This window comes from Halococcus sp. PRR34 (assembly GCF_028617175.1).
Taxonomy (GTDB): domain Archaea; phylum Halobacteriota; class Halobacteria; order Halobacteriales; family Halococcaceae; genus Halococcus; species Halococcus salifodinae.
The window spans coordinates 32,434-53,692 of sequence record NZ_JAQJDA010000020.1; the positions used below are offsets into that span (position 1 = coordinate 32,434).

The 21,259-nt window shown below is 66.1% G+C and carries 19 protein-coding genes; 9 read left to right on the forward strand and 10 right to left on the reverse strand.

The genetic code is table 11. From position 1 onward, the window contains the following. Positions 1–57 precede the first annotated feature (57 nt). Positions 58–1,512 (forward strand): tRNA pseudouridine(54/55) synthase Pus10, encoded by a 1,455-nt coding sequence (locus tag PHA81_RS17320; protein ID WP_273837739.1) that lies wholly within the window; start codon positions 58–60, stop codon positions 1,510–1,512. Positions 1,513–1,524: 12 nt separating this feature from the next. Here the strand turns inward: PHA81_RS17320 and PHA81_RS17325 are convergent, their stop codons facing one another. Together PHA81_RS17325 and tnpA are read right to left on the reverse strand one after the other, a co-directional pair. Further along, on the reverse strand, positions 1,525–2,751 hold the full coding sequence (locus tag PHA81_RS17325) for a transposase (protein WP_273837741.1): 1,227 nt from the start codon (positions 2,749–2,751) through the stop codon (positions 1,525–1,527). Further along, the gene (tnpA, locus tag PHA81_RS17330; protein ID WP_273837743.1) at positions 2,748–3,146 is read right to left on the reverse strand and encodes an IS200/IS605 family transposase; all 399 of its coding nucleotides are present in this window, start codon (positions 3,144–3,146) and stop codon (positions 2,748–2,750) included. The genes PHA81_RS17325 and tnpA overlap by 4 nt, the downstream gene beginning before the upstream one ends. A 272-nt stretch (positions 3,147–3,418) precedes the next feature. Here tnpA and PHA81_RS17335 point away from each other — a divergent pair, with 272 nt between their 5' ends. The 4 genes from PHA81_RS17335 to PHA81_RS17350 all read left to right on the forward strand — a co-directional run bounded on the left by PHA81_RS17335 (position 3,419) and on the right by PHA81_RS17350 (position 7,933). After that, a complete protein-coding gene (locus PHA81_RS17335; RefSeq protein WP_273837746.1) occupies positions 3,419–3,559 on the forward strand; it encodes a hypothetical protein in 141 nt (46 codons plus the stop codon). 104 nt (positions 3,560–3,663) lie between these two features. After that, complete coding sequence (locus PHA81_RS17340; RefSeq protein ID WP_049910132.1) at positions 3,664–4,026, forward strand: VOC family protein; 363 nt, start codon at positions 3,664–3,666, stop codon at positions 4,024–4,026. A gap of 45 nt (positions 4,027–4,071) precedes the next feature. Beyond that, on the forward strand, positions 4,072–4,743 hold the full coding sequence (rnhB, locus tag PHA81_RS17345) for a ribonuclease HII (RefSeq protein WP_273837749.1): 672 nt from the start codon (positions 4,072–4,074) through the stop codon (positions 4,741–4,743). 712 nt (positions 4,744–5,455) lie between these two features. After that, positions 5,456–7,933, forward strand: coding sequence for a DUF2298 domain-containing protein (locus tag PHA81_RS17350; protein WP_273837752.1), 2,478 nt, complete (start codon positions 5,456–5,458; stop codon positions 7,931–7,933). A 571-nt stretch (positions 7,934–8,504) separates the two neighbouring features. On the opposite strand, the gene PHA81_RS17355 is transcribed toward PHA81_RS17350, so the two are convergent. From PHA81_RS17355 to PHA81_RS17380, 6 genes are all read right to left on the reverse strand, one after another. Beyond that, complete coding sequence (locus PHA81_RS17355; RefSeq protein ID WP_005043505.1) at positions 8,505–10,148, reverse strand: MMPL family transporter; 1,644 nt, start codon at positions 10,146–10,148, stop codon at positions 8,505–8,507. Next, positions 10,145–11,002, reverse strand: a complete 858-nt coding sequence (gene secF / locus PHA81_RS17360) for a protein translocase subunit SecF (protein ID WP_005043503.1) — start codon at positions 11,000–11,002, stop codon at positions 10,145–10,147. Before secF ends, PHA81_RS17355 begins: the two co-directional genes overlap by 4 nt. 81 nt (positions 11,003–11,083) lie before the next feature. Then, positions 11,084–12,715 carry a PPC domain-containing protein gene (locus PHA81_RS17365; RefSeq protein ID WP_241430369.1) on the reverse strand — a complete coding sequence of 544 codons (1,632 nt, stop codon included), beginning with the start codon at positions 12,713–12,715 and terminating at the stop codon, positions 11,084–11,086. Between the two features lie 79 nt (positions 12,716–12,794). Further along, positions 12,795–14,774 (reverse strand): PPC domain-containing protein, encoded by a 1,980-nt coding sequence (locus tag PHA81_RS17370; RefSeq protein WP_005043500.1) that lies wholly within the window; start codon positions 14,772–14,774, stop codon positions 12,795–12,797. Positions 14,775–14,835: 61 nt separating this feature from the next. Next, entirely contained in the window at positions 14,836–15,318 is a 483-nt protein-coding gene (locus tag PHA81_RS17375; RefSeq protein ID WP_005043499.1) for a DUF5812 family protein, read from the reverse strand. Positions 15,319–15,380: 62 nt separating this feature from the next. Further along, positions 15,381–15,956 carry a hypothetical protein gene (locus tag PHA81_RS17380; protein ID WP_005043498.1) on the reverse strand — a complete coding sequence of 192 codons (576 nt, stop codon included), beginning with the start codon at positions 15,954–15,956 and terminating at the stop codon, positions 15,381–15,383. Between the two features lie 75 nt (positions 15,957–16,031). Between PHA81_RS17380 and PHA81_RS17385 the strand changes: the two genes are divergently transcribed. Both PHA81_RS17385 and PHA81_RS17390 read left to right on the forward strand, forming a co-directional pair. After that, entirely contained in the window at positions 16,032–17,318 is a 1,287-nt protein-coding gene (locus PHA81_RS17385) for a hypothetical protein (protein ID WP_005043497.1), read from the forward strand. An 87-nt stretch (positions 17,319–17,405) separates the two neighbouring features. Then, complete coding sequence (locus PHA81_RS17390; RefSeq protein ID WP_005043496.1) at positions 17,406–18,170, forward strand: type II CAAX endopeptidase family protein; 765 nt, start codon at positions 17,406–17,408, stop codon at positions 18,168–18,170. 21 nt (positions 18,171–18,191) lie between these two features. Here PHA81_RS17390 and PHA81_RS17395 read toward each other — a convergent pair whose 3' ends face one another. Both PHA81_RS17395 and PHA81_RS17400 read right to left on the reverse strand, forming a co-directional pair. Continuing rightward, the gene (locus tag PHA81_RS17395; protein WP_005043495.1) at positions 18,192–18,650 is read right to left on the reverse strand and encodes an NOB1 family endonuclease; all 459 of its coding nucleotides are present in this window, start codon (positions 18,648–18,650) and stop codon (positions 18,192–18,194) included. Further along, the gene (locus tag PHA81_RS17400; RefSeq protein ID WP_005043494.1) at positions 18,650–18,892 is read right to left on the reverse strand and encodes a PRC-barrel domain-containing protein; all 243 of its coding nucleotides are present in this window, start codon (positions 18,890–18,892) and stop codon (positions 18,650–18,652) included. Before PHA81_RS17400 ends, PHA81_RS17395 begins: the two co-directional genes overlap by 1 nt. Positions 18,893–19,044: 152 nt before the next feature. On the opposite strand from PHA81_RS17400, the gene infB reads away from it, so the two are divergent. Together infB and PHA81_RS17410 are read left to right on the forward strand one after the other, a co-directional pair. Further along, the gene (gene infB / locus PHA81_RS17405) at positions 19,045–20,862 is read left to right on the forward strand and encodes a translation initiation factor IF-2 (RefSeq protein WP_005043492.1); all 1,818 of its coding nucleotides are present in this window, start codon (positions 19,045–19,047) and stop codon (positions 20,860–20,862) included. A gap of 62 nt (positions 20,863–20,924) precedes the next feature. Next, positions 20,925–21,173 carry a hypothetical protein gene (locus PHA81_RS17410; protein WP_005043490.1) on the forward strand — a complete coding sequence of 83 codons (249 nt, stop codon included), beginning with the start codon at positions 20,925–20,927 and terminating at the stop codon, positions 21,171–21,173. Positions 21,174–21,259 lie beyond the last annotated feature (86 nt).

The window sequence follows — 21,259 nt, forward strand, 5'->3', positions numbered from 1 at the left end:
TTCGAAGTGTCCGTTTCGAACCACAACACGTGAGTGTTGCCCGCTCCTCGAAGCTTCATGTCCATCCTCGACGACGCTCGGGCCGTCATCGCCAACGGTCCCGTCTGCGATCCCTGTCTCGGTCGCGTCTTCGCCGATCGGAGTTTCGGCCTCACGAACGACGAGCGCGGTCACGCCCTCCGGGTCGCGAGCGCGCTCGATGCCGATGAACCGTTCGAGTCCTCCGAAGGGCCGGATGCGTGCTGGGTCTGCGAGGGTGAGTGTGGCCGCTACGATGCGTGGGCCGAGCGCGCGGTCGACGCGCTCGACGGGATCGCGTTCGCGACCTACCAGGTCGGCACCCGCGTTCCGCCGCTGATCGAGGAGAACGATCGGCTGCTCCGCGAGGACAGCGACCTCCCACCTGACGCCGGCGAGTCGTTCAAGTCCGCCCTCAATCGCGAGGTCGGCAAACGGCTGGGCGAACGCACGGACACCGAGGTCGATTTCGAGCGGCCGGACGTGCTCGCGCTCGTCAATCTCGAACGCGGCGACGTGGACGCACAGATCAATCCCGCGTTCGTCTACGGTCGGTATCGCAAGCTCGACCGCGACATTCCCCAGACCGAGTGGCCCTGCCGGGAGTGCGGCGGTGGCGGCACCCAGCTCGCCGCCGACGGCGGCACCGAACCCTGCGATTACTGCGGCGGCAGCGGCTATCTCTACGACGAGAGCGTCGAGGAGCTGACCGCGCCGGTCGTCGAGGACGTGATGGACGGCGCGGACGCGGTGTTCCACGGTGCTGGCCGCGAGGACGTCGACGCCCGTATGCTCGGCACCGGCCGACCGTTCGTCATCGAGGTCAAGGAGCCATATCACCGAGAAATCGACGCAGCCGATCTCGAAGCCGCGGTCAACGACTTCGCCGACGGAACGGTCGAAGTCGAGGGACTCCGCCGCGCGACCCATGAGATGGTCGAGCGCGTGAAGGAGCTCGACGCCCACAAGACCTATTCCATGAGTGTGGAGTTCGCCGACCCCATCGAGAAACGGGCGTTCGCGGACGCACTCGCCACCCTCGACGGAACGACGATCGCCCAGGACACTCCCGAACGTGTCGACCACCGCCGCGCGAGTCGCACCCGCGAGCGTACGGTGTACGAAATCGACGGCGAACTCGAACCCGACCGCGACGGCGACGCCGGAACCGACGCCGACCGCGACGCCGAACCCACCGACGCCAACACGGATGGCGAGGACGGCGCGCGCCACGCGACGGTCGAACTCCGGGGCGAGGGCGGCCTCTACGTCAAGGAGCTCGTGAGCGGCGATGGCGACCGGACGGACCCGAGCCTCGCGGGGCTACTCGGGATCGACGCCACGGTCACGGCGCTCGACGTCCTCGCGGTCGAGGGCGAGGACGACCCGTTCGTGACGGCCGAGTACGTGGTCGATGGCGGCGGTGGGGACGACACGGACGGCGAACACGAACACACGAACGACGGCGAAAACGAGGCTCGGCGGAACGGGTGACTGCTCCCCAACCTACTTCGCGCTGACGCGCTCGTTGAGGGTGGGGCTTCCCCGTTCCACGACGCGGTTTGCAGACACCTGCTGAAAGGAGGTATCCGTAGGTACCGCAGTCTCCGGGGGCGTTGATTCGGCACAGCCCATGCCTAGTTTGTCGAGACCGCGCTGAAGGACGTTCCATGCGGCGTTTTCGTCCCTATCCGCTTCGAACCCGCAGGCGGGACAGGAATGTTCGCGTATCCAGAGTGGCTTGTCGGTCTCGACACCACACCGAGCACACTCTTTGGTAGTGCCTTCGGGACGCACTTCCGCGAAGTGCGTTCCTTCGCGTTTGCACTTCCATTTCATGAGTTTTCGGAACGTGGCCCATGCCGCACTCGCACGGCTGTGTGAGTTCGACGGTAGTTCCAGCAACCCCTTTGTATCCAACTTTTCGACCGCCACGAGGTCGTAGCTTTCGGCGTACCACGTCGAGAGTTTGTGGAGGAAGTCGCGGCGCTTTCGCTTGATGTCGGCGTGACGACGGGCGACCTTCCGTTGCTGTTCGCGGTAGTTGTTCGACCCATGCTCTTTGCGGGAGAGAACACGCTGTTCGTGTTTCAGTCGCTCCTGTTCGTCGGAGAGGTCCAATGACCCGACGGCGGTGCCGTCGGTGTCGTGGGTGTATTTTAGTATCCCCACGTCGATACCGACGCACCGTTCCGGTTCGTCCGGCTTCGGAGGTGCTTCGGTATCGGTGTCGAGTTGGAGCGAAGCGTACCAGCGTCCGGTGGCTTCGCGTTTCACGACGACACCGGTCACGGTGGCGTCGTCGGGAAGATCTCTGTGAGCTACTACGGGAACGTCGCCAATCTTCGAAAGGTGCAACCTGTCGCGGCCACTCGTTTTCTTGAGTTCGAAACCGGTCTGGTTGTAGGTGAACGAAAAGTAGTCGCCCACACCTTTCCACTTGAGTTTGCCGACGTTGTAGCCCTTCTTCGCCTTCTTCGAAAGATTCGAACGGTCTTTGTAGAGACGACGAACGACCATCTGAAGCACCTTCGAATGGACCGACTTCAGGTCGGTCCACCACTCTTTGAGCTTCGGGAGACGGTTCTGTTCTGGTGTGTACGACGAGTCTTCCAACTGATTCATCCGGTGCAGGAAGTGGTTGCGAACCTGTCGGCAGGTATCCAGCGTCCACGCCAACCGCTCTCGTTGCTCGGGCGTGGGATTGAGCCGGAACCGATAGGTGCAGTTCACCGGCGTTGGTTCTCGACGTACTCGGTGAGCACGTCGAGTGAGACCTGTCCCGTCGAGATGAGACAGTATGAGTCGTTCCAGAACGAATCTACCTGTTCGTCCTTGAGTTCGGGGAACTCATTGCGAACCCTCCGCGCAGTTGCGCCTTTGAGTGTATTGACGAACTTCACGAGGTTCGTGGTGGGTTTCGTTTTGAACAGGATGTGTATGTGGTCGTCTTCGCCGTCGAGGTGCGAGACCTCGACGTCGTATTTCTCCGCGAACCCGTCGATGACCCCGTGAATGAAGTTGGTTCGTTCCTCGGTGAGCACTCCATGCTGATACTTCGTGACGAGTATCAGGTGATAATGAAGCGAATAGACCGAGTGTGAACCTGAATCGAGGTCGGAAGCCATTGGGTTCGTTCATATGTACGTCACCCCACCACATGAATATTCCGACAGAACACGAATAGAACGAAAGAACAGATGATGACGGGCGTCGTCAGAAATCAAAGATTTCTGACTGTTAATCAGAACGCGAAGCGTTCTGATGACGCTGTATCCCCCCCCCCTCTTCCGCTCTTTGTCCACCGAACGGCGGACTGCGGTGCTCATGAGGAAGAGGAATTAGCGCCCGCGTTAAGGTTAAGCGCGCTCGTACCGTGGCGCGTGTGGGGTGTCAACCTATGTGTCATCACAGGAGTACGGAGTACGTACGGCTGTACGAGGACACCGAAGAACGCGAGGACGAGACGACGCCCGAGTGGGCCGACGAACCCGACGAAGAGATCGAGGACGAGCCGCTCGCGCCGGGCGCAGCCGACTGAACCCACCACACCGACACTCCGCATTTTTCGGCCGTCGAGCGTTCGATAGGCGCTGACGATCGGGGATGGCCGACGTTTATCACCCTGGCTCGCCTCGCTCGGCCATGATTCAGTGGCGACGGATCGACCACGTCCAGATCACGATCCCTCCTGAGGAAGTCGACGCGGCCCGCGAGTTCTACGGCGACGTGCTCGGGTTGACCCCGATCGACCAGCCCGACTCGTTCGGCGACACCGACACCATGTGGTATCGCGCGGGCGACGTCGAGATCCATCTCGGGGTCGAGGATTCCGACGAGCAGTCCCGACGACATCCCGCCTTCGAGGTAGAGGATGTCGCCGCCGCGCGCGAACGGCTCGAAGCCCACGGCGTCGAGACGATCGACGAACCGCCGATCCCCGGCCGCGACCGGTTCACGTTTCGCGATCCGTTCGGTAACCGGATCGAACTCCTCGAACGGGCCTGATCGCCCGGACGAAAGACGCTTTTCGTCGCCGCTCGGGACGGGTGCATGGAGCGTTCGTTCGGCGTCGACGAGGCCGGCCGCGGCCCTGTGCTCGGCTCGCTGTTCGTGGCGTGCGTCCGCGCCGATCCCGCCGTGCTCCCCGCGGGTATCGACGACTCGAAGCGGCTCTCGCCCGCCCGCCGAGAGACCCTTGCTGACGAACTCCGCGCCGACGACCGGATCGCGGTCGCGACTCGCGAGGTCACGCCGTCTACGATCGACGCACCCGACACCGACCTGAACGCACTCACGATCGAAGCGGCCGGAGCCACGATCGACAGCGTGGCGAGCATTGGAGCCGACGCCAAAGCGACAGCCGACGGGCTAGCCGGTGTGGTCGACGCCTGTGACACCGACACCGAGCGGTTTGGGCGGCGCGTCCACGAGGCCGCGACCGCCGACGTCGAAATCACGGCCGAGCACGGTGCTGACGAGGAGCACGCCCTCGTCGGTGCGGCAAGCGTCGTCGCCAAGGTCGCCCGCGACGCGCATATCGCCGACCTCGCGGACGAACACGGCCCCATCGGCAGCGGCTACCCGAGCGACCCGACCACTCGCGAGTTCCTCGCCGAGTACGTTCGCGAACACGGCGACCTCCCGCCGTTCGCGCGCCGGTCGTGGAAGACGAGTCGTGAGGCGCTCGCGGCCGCCGAACAGTCGGCGCTCGCGGAGTTCTGAGCGATTATGAATCGTCAGTGAGTGCGAGAACACGAACCGTGAGTGCCGATACAAATGATTGTCCGCACAGCACCGCAACGCCCACACGCCTCCCGCATCCACTTTTTTACTTCGTCGCAGCGTGTCATAGAATTCGTCACACACGTCAACAGCAGGCCGAGAATCAGTGTCTGATGCGGGAACAATATTTCCGCTATTCAGAACCAGCGGTAGCAGGCTTCTCGGACCATGACCGAACACCATGCGACTCTTTCTATGACACGCTGTCGTCGGGTTGGCTCACTTCGTTCGCCAACCACTCCTCGCAAAAACCTGGACTAAAAACACCCGCTCGCTCCCTTCGGTCACTCGCGGCCCGACTACTGGTCCCACCGCACAGCACTACAACCGTCCACACGCCTCCCCAACCGATTCGCTCCGCTCGTTTCGCTCACGGGTCGCTTTGCTCCCCGTTCGCTTGGCGGCCCTCGCTTCGCTCGCGCCGCTCACCTCTCGCGCGGGAGTTGCGCGCCGATAAACGGCGTCTGCTCACGGCGCTTCGCGCCGTTCGCACGGCCAGCGGGACGGCAGTGCCGTCCCGCTCGGCGCAGCCGCGCGCCGACCGCTGTTGACTGCATCCCACCACACACCGGCTGTCCGGCGGTTGTTCGCGGACCGATAGCGACGCTACGAACGGAATCCCTTTGGCGTCCCGCGCCGGTTGGTCGGTCGAATGGAGTACGGTCTCGTCGCCCTGTGGTTCGTGGCCTACGCCCTCCTCGCGCTCGCCGGACTCCCGATCGCGTCCCTGCTGTTCGAGCGCTTCCCCGACCGCGGCGCGACGTTCGCGCTCCCGATCTCGCTCACGGTCCTCACGCTGGTCGCCTACTGGGTCGGCCACGTCACGTTCGGGCCGGTCGCGGTCGGGATCGCCGTCGTGGTCCTCCTCGTCGCGTCGGGTCTCGCGATCCGCGCCGGCGGGTCGATCCACCTTCGAGGCCTCGCTGCCGCGATGGCGGTGTTCGGGCTCGCCTTCGGGTTCATGCTCGCGATCCGAGCGATCGATCCGGCGGTGCATCCCGGTGGCGGCGAGAAGTTTCTCGATTTCGGGCTGATTCAGACGGTGCTGCGCGCGGATCGACTACCGCCGGAGGACTTCTGGTTCGCGGGCGAGCGTCTCCGGTACTACTACGGTGGGTTCGTGATGACCGCGCTGCTCTCGATGCTCACCGACACGCCCGCGCGCTACGCGTACAACCTCGCGCTCGCGGGATTCTTTGCCTCGCTCGTGACCGCCGCCTACGGGCTCGCGGGTGCGATCGCGGACTCTCACGGCCGCTCGCACCGTCTCGCGGGCGCGCTCGCGGCCCTCTTCGTCGGAGTTGGGGGTAATCTCGCGACGCCCGGAAGAATGCTCCTCGGTTTGCTCCCCGACGATCTCGCCGCACAGTACGGCCGTGTCCTGTTCGCGGGCGTCCGCGGCGTCCCCTACGAGGAGGCGCTCGCGAACCTCACTGTCCCGAAAAACTTCTCGTACTGGTACGGCCGGTACGTGATCGACGGGACGCTCAACGTCTTCCCGCTCTGGTCGTTCCTCAACGGCGACCTGAGCGCGTTCATGATCGCGATGACGTTCCTGCTCGGCTGCGTGGCGCTCTCTTTTGCGTACTACCGAACCCCCGGGACCGCTCTCACCCGCCGGCGCGCGCTCGTCTTCGTCGCGTTCCCGCCGGCAGTGGGCCTGTGTGCGCTGATCAGCACGTGGAGCGTGCCGAGCGCGGTCGGCGTGCTCTGGCTCTCGCTCGCCCTTGGTGACGCTCGACCGGCGACGCTGCTGCCCGATGCGATCGCCCGGCGTCTCCCCGCCCCGCCGGACGCCACGGCCAGTCTCGCCCGGCTCCGACACGAACTCTCGCGAACGCTCGTCGCGACCGGGGTCGCGTGCGCCGGCGGCCTCGCGGGTGCGGTACTCGCGTCGCCGTTCCTCCTCTTTCACAGCCCGGAAGTCCGCGGGGTCAGGTTCCTCCCACCGCGCAGCGGCCTCGGCGAGCTGTTTCTCGTCCATGGAGCCTTCCTCACGCTCTTCGCGCTCTACCTCGTCGCGCGCCGGCCGCGATGGCTGCGAGCTCGACTCGCGCGCGCGCCGCCGAGAGCGCTCGCCGTCGCGGGCGTCGCAAGCGTCGCGGTGCTCGCCGTGCTCGGATTGGCCGTCGACCTCGCGGCGGTCGCGCTCGCCGGCCCGTTCGTCGTCGTCGGCTGGGTGCTGTGTCGCACACGTGCCGACACCTCACGGGAGCCGACGGAGGAACCGGTGGACGGAAGTCGCCCTCCGGAGCGTCGCCGTTCGTCCGACGCGGCGGCAACGCTGTTCGATGCTGGATCGCCCATCGGCTACGAGACGGTGTTGATCGTCGCGGGCGCGGGGCTCGTGCTCGCGGTGGAGTTCGCGTACGTGAGCGCGGGCTCGATCACCCAGAACGTGCGCTGGAAGACCGTCTTCAAGGTGTACCTCCAGGTCTGGGTGCTCTGGGGCACCGCCGCCGGCGTCGCACTCGCGTGGCTGCTCGCGGCCGCCCGCGACGCGTTCGGTCGCGCACTCGCCGGTCGATCGGTCCCCCGCACTGCGCTCGCTGCCGGGCTCGCCGTCCTCGCCGTCACGGCGCTCGTGGTGCCGGCCACCGGCACGTTCGCCGGCCTCGCGCTATCGGCACACTTCGACGACCCGCCCGCCGAGTCTGCCGGTCTCGATCCGACCCTCGACGGAACGCGGTTCGTCGAACAATCCTGGCCGGCCCAGGCTGAATCGATCGCGTGGCTCGACAACCGCTCCGGCCAGCCGAACATCGTTACCGAGCCGGGAACCCAGATGTACACGTGGACGAGCGCGCCCGCGACCCTCACCGGCGTCCCGACCGTGATCGGGTGGCGACACGAGCGCGGCTACCGCGGCGCGGCGGCGTTCGAGGAGCGCGTCGCGGCCGTGAACACGATCTATACCGAACCCTGGTCGGCGGGCGCGCCGGTGCTCGACAGATACGACGTCCGTTACATCTACGTCGGGCCACCGGAGCGCGACCGCTACGGCGACGTCCAGAACTACGCGCGCCAGCCGAACGTCTCGGTCGCGTTCGAGAATCGGGCAGTGACGATCTATGCGGTCGATCCCGACCTTGTCTGTGAATCCGGCGATACGGACTGTGGCCCCGAGTGAAGCACGGCAGCGGTGTCGAACACGAACCTGATCCCTTTTCGACCGAACCGTTCGCACCGCCCCGCACAGCCCACACGCCTCCCGCACCCACTTTTTCACTCCTCGGGTGCGCTCGCTCCCTGTGGTCGCTCACGGGTCGCATTCGCTCCCCGTTCGCTATCGAGGTCGTCCGAGAGAGCGAAGTTCTCTCGTGATGACGAAAGACGCGGAGCGTCTTTCGAACCACGCTCACTCCGTTCGCACCTCGCACCGCTCGCCCACCACTCGTCGCAAAAACCTGTCTTGCTGAGCGTAGCGAAGCAAGGCTCGGAAGACGCGAAGCGTCTTCCGGTGGGCTAAAAACACCCGCTCACTCGCGTTGCTCGTTCACGGTTCGATCACAGACACCTACCGCCCACACACCTCCCCAGCCGACTCCCTCGCTCGCTCGCGTTGCTCGCTTCACTCAGTCATCCCTCGCACGGGGGTTGCACGGCGCTCCGTCGGAGCGCCGTGCAGCCGCGCGCCGACAACAAATGGTCCAATGACGCTTCGCCGGCTCGATCGAGACGGATCGTCAGATCTCCCGCCGTCAGTCCCCGGTCACGAGGTTCCGGAGGATGTTACCGTAGGCCGGGCGGGTGATCAGGACCCCGATGAGCACGCCGACGATGGTGATGATGGCGAACCCACGGAGATCGCCGAGGCTGAGGATGGCGAGCGGGCTCATCGCGACGATGGTGGTGGCGGCGGCCGCGCCGATGACCCACAGCGCCCGCCGGAACCGGCTCTGGAACACCCGGCCGGTCTTGACGTCGCTCTGGAGGATCTCGTCGGCGATGATCACGAGGTCGTCGACCCCGGTGCCGATCACCGCGACGAACCCGGCGATGTACGAGAGATCGAGCGCGAGCCCGACCGCCGACGCGAACCCGAGCAGGATGAACACCTCCGCGAGCGCGGTCAACACCATCGGAATCGCCACCCGCGGGTCACGATACCGGATGAACACCGTGACCGCCACCGCGAGCACCGCGATCAGTCCCGTGATGAGCGAGAAGCGCTTGAACTTCTCGGCGAGATCCGGCAGGATGAACTGACTCGTTCCCGCATCGAGGTCGAGTCGGGCGGGCAGCGCGCCGGCCTGGAGGTCGACCTGGAGTTCTTGTGCCTCCGAGATGTTCGGTGCGGAGGTCTGATACGCCGGCCGGTTCTCGAAGTCGTCGCCGGCGAACGATCGGGCGAGGTTCGGATTGACACCTGCGGCGTAGACCACTTGTCCGTCGACCACGGTGAGCAGGCAGTGACCGGTCCGGCTCTCCTCGAACCGGCACGTCCCGTTCGCCGGGTTGTCGAATCCGTACTGGCGCATGTCCGTCGCAAACGGTCCGGCAGCCTCGTCAGACAGTGTCACTGGAACGACCGGCTGTCCATCCCGATCGCGCGTGACGGGTTCGATGTTCTGAAACCCCTCCTGGCTGTCGAGCACCGTCACGCTACAGTACCCCTCCGGTACTGTGCCGTTCGACGTGGTGTTCTCCCAGCTCCCCGGCTCGCAGTAGGCCGGTGTCTCGTTCCCTTCGACCGGGAAGTACGCCACCGTCGTCACTCGGCCCTGATCGGCGACGAGGTCCTGAACCTCCGAGCGGTTCTGGTTCGGTACCTCGATCTGGATGTACTGCTCGCCCCCCGATTGGACGGTTTGTACCGACCCGCCCGCAAGTCCTGACTCGCTGACCTTGTTGTCGAGGGTGTTGACCGCCGTCTCGTAGGTCTGGTCGGTCACACCCTGGCTGACGTCGCCCCTCGAAACGTCGAGGCCTGCGGACTGGAGCGCCCGTGTGAACTCCTCTTGTGAGACGTTGCCGGGCGCACCGGCGGCTCCGTCGCTCGTGACCCGATCGGGGAACACCTCGACGGTGGCCGAACCGTTGCCGACCCGGGTCTGGACGTCCGCCCCGGAGACGTTCAGCGCGCTCGCGACCTCCCCAGTGACGTTCGCCTGACTGCCCCGTTCGACATCGACGCCCTCGGCGGTCAGCCCGACGAGCGGCGCGCGGATCCGCGTCCCGCCGGAGAGTTCGAGTCCGAACTGGAGGTTGGTCGGCCCCTCGGCGGTCGGCGCGGCGGCGGTCGCGTTCGCCCCGCCACCGCCGAGTGGGGGCGCGAACAGCGCGACCCCGGCAGCGATCACGAACACGACGAGCAGGACGAGCCGCCAGTTCTCCCGGATCATCGCGCCACGCCCTCGTACTTGTACCACCGCAGCAGACTCACGTTCATCAGATAGGTGTTCATCAGATCGGCCGCGAGCCCGAACACCAGCACGGTCCCGATCTCGGGTAGGAGCGGAATGTCGAAGTACGTCGAGACGATCGCCATCACCGCCATCGCCGAGAGCGACGTCAGCGTCATCGTCACTCCGGTCCGCATCGCGCGGTAGGTGCTCTCGTAGAAGTCACCACGCCGCCGAAGGATGTGGTTGTTGAGCAGGATGTCGGAGTCGACGCTGTACCCGATCAGCATCAGGAGTGCGGCGACGGTCCCGAGCGAGAGCTTGATCCCGAAGACGTTCATCAGCGCGAGCGGGATCACCATGTCCGAAAACGCCGACAGCACCACCGCGACCGAGGGGATGAACGTCCGGAACATCGCGAACACCAACAGTGCCATCCCGACGAACGCCGCGCCGAGGCCGAGCAGACCGAGCTGCTGGGTCCGCGAGCCAAAGGTCGCCGAGGTTCCCTGGATGGACTCGACCTCGTAGCCGGCCTGATCGGCGCTCGCCCGGATCGCGTCGGTGTCGGTCGACTGGAACGTGACGATGTAGCTGCCTTCGCCGCGGACCGCCCGCACCGACTCGGGCTCGGTGGCGAAGGCGTCCTCGATCGCGGCCTGGCTGTCGTCTGTCACGATCTGGATCTCGCTGCCGCCAGTGAACGCGATCCCCGGCGTCACCGGTGCGCCGGTCACGACGTACCAGCCGGCGAGCACAACCAGCGCGAGCGCGAGCACCGCCAGCGGGATCGCCGCGAGCTGACGGTTCGAGTACCGGGTGTACTCCACGTCCGGCACGTCGAACGCAACCATGTCCTGCGGTGCGGAACGCCCCCGAATAAGCCTTCGTATATCGCCTCGAATCGCCCCGCTGCGGTCGTCCGAACGATCCAGTCAGTCTCGCCGCACGGCGAGCGCAATCGCCGCCAACACCGCGACGGCACCGCCAACGAGACCGAACCCGGGACCACCTGACGACGTGGTTTCGTTCTGGGCGTCCGCTCCGCCGACGACCTGTCCACCGGTGTCGTTGGTCGTGGCGTTGGCCGTCCCGGTCGTGACGTTGGCCGTTCCGGTCGTGGCGTTGGCCGTTTCGGTCGTGACGTTGGCCGTTCCGGTCGTGGTGTGGGTCGGTGTATCGGTCGTCGTTACGGTGTCAGTCGTCGTCGAGGTCGCCGTCGTGGTTGGCGTTGCGGTCTGCGTCGAGGTGGGTGTTGGTGTTGCGGTCGGCGTGGGAGTCGCTGTCTGTGTTGCAGTCGGCGTCGGTGTCGCGGTTGCCGTCTCGGTTGGCGTGGGAGTAGGCGTCGCGGTCGGCGTCGGTGTCGGCGTTGCGGTGTCCTCCGCGGCAACGCCGCCAAGCGAGTCCGGATCGACCTCCTCGCCGTCGATGAAGACCCGCGCCTCGCCGTCGAGTTCGAGTCCCGTCACTTCACCATCGATCAGATACGCGTCGCCGCCGCCGCCGAGCCGGCCGTCGATCCTGCCGTCACCGATCTCGTCGACGTCCCTATCGACGGTCACGTGACGATCCTCGATCGGCGCGCCGTGGCTCTCGCCGCTCCGCTCGGTGCTCCCCTCGAAGCCGACATCGTAGGAGACCTTGTCCTCCGGGCTGCCACCGACGATCACCAGCGATCTGGCGTCGCCCGACGATCCGTCGTCGGAGCCACCGGCCGTCCCGACGGACAGTTCGTAGCCGACGAACCCGGCGACGCTCCCGGATTCGGCCGGACTGACACGGACGTAGTACGTGCCGGACTCGCTGGCGACGTGATACTGGCTCGCGACCGGCTGGTAGCCGACCGGCGATCCGTAGGTGCGGTTCGATGCGCTGTCGACCTGGGTCGGGTTCTCCCCGACCTCGCCGACACGGTTACCGTCGGAGTCGTAGAGCTCCATCCGGACGTTCTGGGAGACCTCACCACCGGTGTTCGTCAGCTCGGCGCTGGCGGTGACGTTCTCGCCCGCGTCGGCCTCGACCGCGAACCAGTCGTCTTCGCCCGCAAAGAGCGTCGCGTCGTGTGAGCTACCGGGTTCGATCGCCGCTGCACTCCCGCGGTCGTCGTTCGTCTCGAAACTATCAGGCGCTCCGGTTGCGACCGTGACGCCGTATCGCGCGTCGTACTCGCTATCGAAACTCGTCCGGAGGTAGTACGTCCCCGTTTCGGGAGCCGTCGTACTGATCTCGACCGCATCCGCCGTCCCGCCGGTCGTTCCGCTGCCGAGTTGCTCGCCGTTCGGCCCGTACAGCGTGATCGACGGCGACTCCGCTCCGATACCGCCGGTCACTCTGATGGCGTGGCCGGCCTCGGCGTCGAACGCGAGCCAGTCCTCGTCGCTGGCGCTCACCGTGCCCTCGACGAACTGCCCCTTTTCGATCGACGTCGCGCTCTCGCGGGTGTCGTTCGGCTCACTTTCTATCTGGTTGCTAGACTGTGCGACTACCGCTGGCGCGAGCACACTCGATACGATTGCGAACGCTACCGCGAGGATCGCGACCCGACTCGACATCGTTGTACGACTCATGGCTTCCGCTCGGCTTCATGGCAACGTGATATATGTTTTCTGTTCCGCGGTGTTCGTCGACCGCCTAATCGACGTCCGGTCAGCGCTTCCGGACCGCGAGCACGGTGGCCACGATCGCCGCGAGTAGTGCGCCCACGAAGCCGAAGCCAGGGCCGGTCGATGTGGTCGTCTCAGTCGCAGTACTGCCGACGACCTCGCCGCTGGCGTTCGTGGTCGTGGTCGCCGCTCGCGTGGTTTCGGTCGTCGTCGGTTCCGTGGTCGGGCGTTGTGTTGCGGTCTCGGTGGCTGTTGTGGTCTCTGTCGCTGTTGCGGTCGCAGTCGGTGTCTGTGTCGGGGTGGCAGTCGCGGTTGGCGTCGGCGTGGCGGTTGCGGTGGGTGTGGGAGTTGGCGTGGCTGTCGGTGTCGGGGTCGGCGTTGCGGTTTCCTCATCGGGAACGCTACCAAGCGAGTCCGGATCGACCTCCTCGCCGTCGATGAACACCTGTGCGTCGCCGTCGAGTTCGAGGCCCGTAATCGAGCCGTCGACGAGATAGGCGTCGCCGCCACCGCCGAGCCGACCGTCGATTCGCGAGTTACCGATTTCGTCGACGTCCCTGTCGACGGTGACGCCATCGTCGTCGATCGGTGCGCCGTGGCTTGCGCCGCTGCGTTCGACGCTGCCATCGAAGCCCACTCTGTACGTGACCTTGTCATCCGGACTGCCGCCGATGATGACGAGTGACGTGGGGCCGCTCGACTCACTCTCGGGACTCGGCTCGACGTTCAGCGCGTATGCGTTCGGTCGTGTCAATCCATACGGACCGACTCCTTCGGCCGGCCGCACTGTGACCAGATATTTTCCGCTCCGTTCGGCAGCTTCGTCGGCGATGGTGGCGGATGTGCCGGGATCGACCGTACTCCCGCTAACTATCGTGTTTCCGTCGGGCGTGCGTAGATCCACCGACAGCGCACCGTAGTTCGCTCCGTCTGCGAGGGTTGCTTCGAGCGAAATCTCTTCGCCCTCTTCGACATCGAGTGTGAAGTAATCGGTGTCGTTCAGGGTGGCCACGCCCCTGACGGTGGGGCGGGCGATCTGTGTTGCGTCCGTCGCCTCGCCGTTCGGTTCGCTCTCCTGTTGTGCGTTCGGGGCCAGCTTCTCGGCCGCCTGCTGGAGTTCGTTCTCCGGGGGAACCGGCGCTCCCCCCAACCGTCCCTCGCCCACGTTGATCGTGAGGTCGTACCCGGTGAAGCCGGTGAGGCGGGTCTCGGCGGCGGAGACACGGACGTAGTACGTTCCGGGTTCGGAGACGGCGTATCGATCCCCGGCGTCGGCCGACGACGAGAACTGCTCGGTCGTGTTCCCTCGTACGTCGAGCCCGTCTATCGTGGTGGAGGAGCTGCCGAACTCGCCGACCCGGTTCCCTTCGGCGTCGTAGATTCCGACGCGGACGTTCTGCCCGAACTCAGCGCCGGTGTCGTTCAAACCGACGGTTGCGAAGACGTTCTCGCCCGCGTCCGCCTCGACCGCGAACCAGTCCTCGTCACGGGCGTTCGTCGTATTGACGATCGTCCCCGAAACCGTCGTGTCCGGATCGACTGACGGTGCTCCCTGCCGGTCGTCGTTCGGCTCGAACCTATCCGGGGGCGTGGTTGCGACGGCGAAATTATATCCCTGTTTGTACTCATCCACTCCGCTGGCCCGAACGTAGTACGTGCCATCCGTTGGTGCTGTGACGCCGATGACGGCGTTGTCCTCCGTTCCGCCGGTGTTGCCGCTGCCGAGCTGGTTGCCGTTCGGGCCGTACAGCGTGAGATCGGCGGATCCCATCCCCATGCCACCAGTCACTCTGATCGCATGGCCGGCTCGGGCATCGAAGCTGAACCAGTCCTCGTCCGACTCGTTCGCAACTCCCTCGACGAACCGTCGTTCTTCGATGGCTGTCGCGCTCTCCCGGTCGTCGTTCGGTTCGGTTTCGTTCACCGGGTCGTACTGTGCGGTGGCCGCCGTCGAGAACGCGCCCACCGCGAGCAGACAGATCGCCGTGACGAGCAGTCCCGCCACGATTTTCCTTCGATCCATGCGTGACTGATCTCTGATTTCGATCCCCTTCGAATAAGCTTTCTGTTGACGTGACACTCACTCAGGGCATGTAGCGCACGCTCACCACACCGTCCTCATCGTCAGATCGGACTTCGACGCGCACGACGCCGAGATCGGCCGCCCGCACCAGCGTCGCCTCGTCATCCACCACGTCCTCAACTGCGGCTTCGGTCCGTTCAGGCGGTACGGTGAGCACGTGAATCTCGCCGACACCAGCCCGATCGCGTCGGGTGAGATCGCCTGCCTCCTGATCGGCACCGATCTCTCGCTCCTGGGTCGTCGGCGGTTCGGGGCTCCGTTCGACGGTCAGCGATCGTCGGTCGTCGATCTCGCGGAGTTCCCACGCCACTTCCATGGGCGGTTCGGGCGCGATGGTGGCCTCGATCGCCTCACCTGCTACCAGTTCGTCGCCACCCGGATCGGGGTTCGTGGCGAGCGTGTGGACCTGGCCGTCCGCAGTATCCTTCAACACCGCCGAATCGTCGTCGGCGTGCGTGACGAGAAAGGTTCCGTGCTTTGCCATACCGACGCTTCGGCCGCCGATGGATTGAGGCTTTCCGGTCGCGTTGCGGGTGGCAGTTGGTATCAGCGTGTGAGTCGGTGGGCCACCCAGATCAGCACCGCGGCGAGCACCGGGGGCGCGAGGCCGGCGAGCTGGGGGAGCGTGTAGAACCACTCCACGAGCGGTGCGAACGCCCCGTTGACGGACTCCTGCTGGCCCGGTGGCACCGAGATCAGCAGTCCCAGATACAGCGAGCCGAAGTAGACGAACCCGGCGAGTCCGAGCGCCGCGTCGTAGCGCGCCGTCGACCCCTCGCGGCGGTGTCGTCGCGCGACCAGGAGGATCGGTGCGAGCATCGGCCCGACCACGAACAGCCCGACGACCACGTAAAACGCCCGCGAGAGGGTCAGCGACCCGCCGCCCGTCCCGGTCGCGGTCGCGCCGAACACCGTGACGAGTGCGAGCGTCATCAACACCGTCACCAGGATGGTTGCGAGCGTCCCGACGGCCGCATATCCCCTGAACAGCCGGGAGCGACTCGTGCGAAACGCGTAGGGGATCGCGGTCAGCAGTCCCGAGTACGTCGTCTCGTCGTCGCCGTGTTCGCCGACCCCGTCGGTCCTCTCGGAGCCCTCTACCGTACCGGAGCCGTCGGCCATGCCGAAACTCGGGCGGCCGGGCGATTAAGCGCCGCGGTCGACAACGACTTTACCACGGGGTGAGCCACCCCACCTATGCAAATCGATATCGGCAACGCGCTCGCCGCCGAGGCCAGTCCGGGCATCTCGCGGGACGCACTCTCCCGGCTCGACGACCGAGTCGCGATCTGCCACGACCGGATCGAACGCGGCCGCGATGCCGACGAGTTCGGCTACGCCGCGCTGAACCTCCCGCACACTACTGATCCCGACGCGATCACTGAGGCGGTCGCTCCCCTTCAGGGGGCCGAACACGTCCTCGTGGTCGGAATCGGGGGGAGCGCGCTCGGTGCAGCCACGATCGCTGGCGCGCTCGGCGATTCCAATGTTCACACGCTGGACAACGTCGATCCCGAACACGTCTCGCGCACCCTCGACGCGCTTCCGCTCGACGACACAGTCATCAACGTCGTTTCGCGCTCTGGAACGACCGCCGAGACGCTGGCGAACTTCCTCGTGGCCCGTGCAGCGTACGACGCGGCGGGCGTCGACTGGACCGATCGGACGGTGGTGACCACCGGCGAATCGGGCCCGCTCCGCGACCTCGCCGAGACTCACGACCTGCCCGCACTCACCGTTCCTGACGGCGTGCCGGGTCGCTTCTCTGCACTCTCCGCTGTGGGTCTCGTCCCGGCAGCGATCCGCGGCCACGACATCGAAGCCGTGCTCGACGGCAGCCGGCGCGCGGCCGACCTCTCGGGGTCGCTGTTCGACACACCCGCCTACGCCTACGGCGCGATCGCGTACGCGCTCGACGTGCGGGGGGCGGCGGTCAACGCGATGATGCCCTACGCCGAGTCCTTGGAGCCGTTCGCGGAGTGGTTCGCCCAGCTCTGGGCCGAAAGTCTGGGGAAGGACGGTCTCGGCCAGCTCCCCACCCGGGCGCTCGGTGCGACCGACCAACACTCACAGCTCCAGCGCTACCGGGCGGGCCCGGCGAACACGCTCGTGACGCTGGTCCGCCCGCGCGAGCGACCCGATCGGGAGATCCCGGCCACCGACCGCGAGGAACTCGCCTACCTCGGCGGAACAGGTCTGGGCGATCTACTCGACGCGGAGTTCGACGCCACCGAGGCCAGCCTCGCGGCCGCCGACCGGCCCTCCGTTCGCATCGAACTCGACCGGCTCGACGAGCGCGCGGTTGGGGAACTGCTCTACACGATGGAGGCCGCCTGCGTTCTCGCGGGCGAACTCTACGGGATCGAGACGTTCAACCAACCCGCGGTCGAGTGGGGCAAGCGCGCGGCGCGCGGGCTGCTCGGCGGCGGCGAGTTCGCGGAGGCCGACGCCGTGGACGAGAAGACCGAACTCGTCGTCGAGTGACCGCGTGACCGACGTCGACCGGAGACCGCTACGATCGACGAAAGATCGGAGGACGTATTCGCCCGGCGTTCCAAGCCTGCGCAACGTATGGCGTCGGATCACCGCGAATCTGCGGGTGTCGATGGACAAAGCGCGCTCCTCGATCTTCTGTCGGCGGTCACCGTCATCGCGCTCGCCGTTCTCCTCGGGAGCGTCGCCGCGTCGCTTGCGTCCACCGTGCTCATCGAGACGGGGATCGCCGGGTTCGATACCACGCTCAACTACATCGTCCGCTCGATCGCTCAGTTCGTCGGCTTCGGGATCGCGGTCGCCGCGTATCTCACACTCGCCGACGCGTGGTCGGTGCTGCGGGCGCGTGCGATCGATCTCCGGGGCGTCGGCTGGATCGTCGCCGGTGTCGTCACTCTCTTGACTCTCTCGACCGGCGTCAGTGCCGTCCTCTCGCAGTTCGGGATCGTGCCCGCCACGAACCAGGTCATCGCGATGGGCCGCGAGAACCCGGTCGTGTTCCTCTACATGATCCCGGTCACGTTGCTGTTCGTCGCGCCCTTCGAGGAGCTCGTCTTCCGGGGGGCCGCCCAGGGGCTGCTCCGGCGGGCGTTCGGCCCGGCGGTCGCGGTCGGGATCGCGAGCGCGCTGTTCGGGGCGGTCCACCTGATCGCACTCATCGGCGGCGGCACCGGACAGCTGGCGTACGTCGTCGTCGCGGCGCTGCTCGGCGTGGTTCTCGGCGGGATCTACGAACGCACACAGAACCTCCTCGTGCCGATCGTCGTCCACGGGCTCTACAACGCTACCCTGTTCGCGATCCAGTGGGTGGATGCGACCGGGAGCGCGCCCGCGCTGCTGTAGGTCGAAAACAGCTCGTCGCGGCTACGAGGGGTTCTTCCGGGCGAGATCGCTGCCGCAGATCGGACACCGATCCTTGTTCTCGTCGAACTCGCGGCCACAGCCCGCACACTGGAACTCCCAGTCGCGTTCCTCGGTGATCCCCTCGCGCGCGATGAGTTCGATCCGCACGTCGAGGCGCTTGGCGACGTTCTGCATCGCGTAGTCGTCGGTCACGAGTCGTGCATCGAGTTCGAATGCGGCCGCGAGGAGTCGGACGTCGGTGGTCGAGAGCTCCGCCGCGTCGCCGCTCTCGCGGGCGGTGCGTTCGACCCGTTCGACGACCGCCTCCTCGGGGACGTGGATGTACATTCCGCCGCCTTCGAGCGCGTCGAAGCGGTAGGCGCTCTCGCCGTCGAGTTCGGCTTCGACCGCGGGGATCGTCGCGATGTCTCCGTCGGCGTCGTACTCGTGGATGAACGCCGAGGCGTCTAAGAGTTCCATCACCGACCGACGACGATGTGGTCTTTGACCGCCTGGACGCTGCCGATCGGGACCGTGTACCGGCCCTCGTCGTCGCGTTCGAGGTCGATCTGCCCCTCGGCCTCGTTTCGGGGCGTGATGACGAGGTCGTGGAGCTGTCCCGTCTCGGAGTCGAGCGTTACGGTCGAGAGCGTGCCGAGTTCGGTTCCATCCGAGCCCATGACGGCCTTGTCGAGCAGGCTCCGTGCGAGTACGTCCGGCATACCCGGTCTACTGGGGGCTGTCATTATAAACACCACGGAGGCTCCGAGTCGCGAACGCGATGGATCGCCGCGATCGGCACGACCCGCGTGACGACGAACTTAACTACGGCCGTCGGCTGTATCACACAACGAGTTTCTCTCGGGTGAGATAGATGTCTGAGACACACACGGACGCCGACGCGGCCGATTCTACTGGTGAGACGCTTCGAACACCGATCGTCGCCGTGCTCGGTCACGTCGACCACGGCAAGACCAGCCTGCTCGATCGGATCCGGGGCTCGACGGTGATCGATGGCGAGGCGGGCGCGATCACCCAGCACATCGGCGCGACCGCCGTCCCGCTCGAAACCGTCTCCGAGATCGCGGGCTCGCTGGTCGATCCGACCGACTTCGACCTTCCCGGCCTGCTGTTCATCGACACGCCGGGCCACCACTCCTTCTCGACGCTGCGCTCTCGGGGTGGGGCGCTCGCGGATATCGCGATCCTCGTGATCGACGTCAACGACGGGTTCCAGCCCCAGACCATCGAGGCGATCGACATCCTCCAGCGGACCGAGACGCCGTTCGTCGTGGCGGCGAACAAGGTCGACACGACGCCGGGTTGGAACCCACAGGAGAACACCCCGATCCAGGGGAGCTACGACGCCCAGTCCGACCGTGCGCGCTCGACGCTCGACGAACGCCTCTACGACCTCATCGGCGACCTCTCCGATCACGACTTCTCGGCGGACATGTACTGGCGCGTCCAGAACTTCGCCAACAACGTCGGCGTCGTTCCCGTCAGCGCCGAAACCGGCGAGGGCGTCCCCGACCTTCTCACCGTGCTGATGGGTCTCTCCCAGCGCTATCTCAAGGACGCGATGGCGATCGATGTCGACGGGCCGGGCGCAGGCACAGTGTTGGAGGTCAAAGAGCAGAAAGGGTTTGGGACGGCGATCGACGTGGTGCTCTACGACGGCACGGTGACGGCGGACGACACGATCGTGGTCGGCGGGACGGGCGATCCGATCGTGACCGACGTGCGCGCGCTGCTCCAGCCCCGGCCGCTCGCCGAGATCCGCACCGAAAAGCGATTCGAGGAGGTCGAGTCGGTGACCGCGGCGGCGGGGCTGAAGATCGCCGCACCCGATCTCGATAGCGCGATGGCGGGCGCGCCGGTCCGGGTGCTCAGGAACCGCCAGCGCGAGGACATCGTGGAGGAAGTCGAGGCCGAACTCGCCGCGCTCGGTGTCACCACCGAGGAGCAGGGCGTCGTGGTCAAGGCCGACACGCTCGGCAGCTTGGAAGCAGTTGCGGACGCGCTCGACGAGGCTGAAATCCCGATCGTGCGCGCGGAGGTCGGCGACGTCGCGCCGCGCGATGTCACGGTGGCGAGCACCGCCGACGAGGAACGCCACGAGACCGTGATGGCCTTCGGGATCGATGTGCTCGACGATGCCGCCGACCGGGCCGATGTCGAGGATGTCCGGATCTTCGAAAGCGACGTGATCTATCGGTTGGTCGAGGAGTACGAGGAGTTCATCGAGGAGCGCGAGCGCGCCCAGCAGGACGCGATCCTCGACAACATCGCCCGCCCCGCCCGATTCCAGCTCCTTCCGGATCACACCTTCCGCCAGAACGATCCCGCTGTGGTCGGCGTCGAAGTCCTGACGGGCACGCTGAAGCAGAACTCGCGGGTGGTGAACTTCGAGGGCAACCAGCCCGAGCGCCTCGGCCAGGTCAAGGGGATCCAAGAGCAGGGTGAGGACGTCGATCAGGCCCGCGCGGGAGAGCGCGTCAGCGTCGCCATCGACGGCCCCACGGTGGGTCGCCAGATCGAGGAGGGCGACGAGCTGTGGTCGGAGATCCCCGAGAAACACGCGAAAGTGCTCGAACAGGAGCTCACCGACGACATTCCGGCCGACGAGCTCGAAGCGCTGCACATCTATCTCGACAAACACCGCCAGCGCGACCCCTTCTGGGGGAAGTAGTCCGGGTTGCACACGCAGTAATAATATTTAATTAGCCGGCACGAGTCAGTGCGACGTGAACGATGACTCGCTCCAGCCAGCGCGACGACGGTGAGTCGGTCGTCGAACTCATCCGCGAGCGCCGGCCGACGGTCGCGCCAGCGGACCTCGTGCTCCTCGTTCTGCCCGTGCTGCTCGTCGCGGGCTGGGCCGTTGGCGTCGTGTCGAGCGCGTCGCTGCCGGCGGCGCTTGCGGTCGCGATGGTACCTGCACTCGCCACGCTCGGCTACGCGCTGTTCTACGATCCGCCAAGTGGAGCGTACGCGAACTGAGTTTTGCTGTCGGTCGACGGTAGTGGACGCGGTTCGTACTTATTTTGATAGACCTGCGGCGGGGACACGAGTGGCAAACGCCGAGC